Source organism: Microvirga sp. P4_G7 (assembly GCF_056401005.1).
Window position 1 is genome coordinate 1 of record NZ_JBFUKD010001183.1, and the last position, 551, is coordinate 551.

General features: G+C 61.5%; 1 protein-coding gene. It reads left to right on the top strand.

Annotated elements, in window-relative coordinates; all coding sequences use genetic code 11:
- Positions 1 to 182: 182 nt before the first annotated feature.
- On the top strand, positions 183 to 551 hold a 369-nt coding region (locus AC1DT3_RS23770; RefSeq protein WP_477467602.1), incomplete at its 3' end, for a hypothetical protein.

The following is a 551-nucleotide window of genomic DNA, read 5'->3' on the forward strand; positions in this document are numbered from 1 at the left end:
AATATCGGCTGTGTGGGCCCGACGCGGACGCCCGCCTTGCGGTAATCCTGATACGCGGGTGGCGTCACCGTCTGGATTGCGGTTTTAGACTTGGGAACCGTCGGCAAGGCCTTGCAGCACTAGAAAAAATGCCTAGTGTTGCCGCTGCGTAAAATCAGCCGCAATGGGATGCCGGGGGAACGATGCGGGATTTGGTAAGGGCGCGACGCCAATCTTTCTGTGGTGCGACGGCTCTTGCGGGCGGATCGCTGGCTCTCGTGCTGAACGCCGCTCCGGCGGCTTCCCAGCAAAGCCTCTGGGAAGGCGTGAGCACGACCTACGAGGATCCTGCCAACTGGTCCAGCGGCGTTCCGGTTCTCCCTGCCTCAGAGGCTCAGTTCGGCACTGTTGGTCTGCCCCTGATCGTCATCTCGCAGGATCTGTCGATCGCGCGCATGAGCTTTCTCTCCGGTGCAGGCCCCTTCACGGTGAGAATTGAAAACGCCGCCGGTGTCACCCTAAGCCAGGGCATTCGAAACGACAGTTCGGGCCCACAACGGCTCGAGATCCGC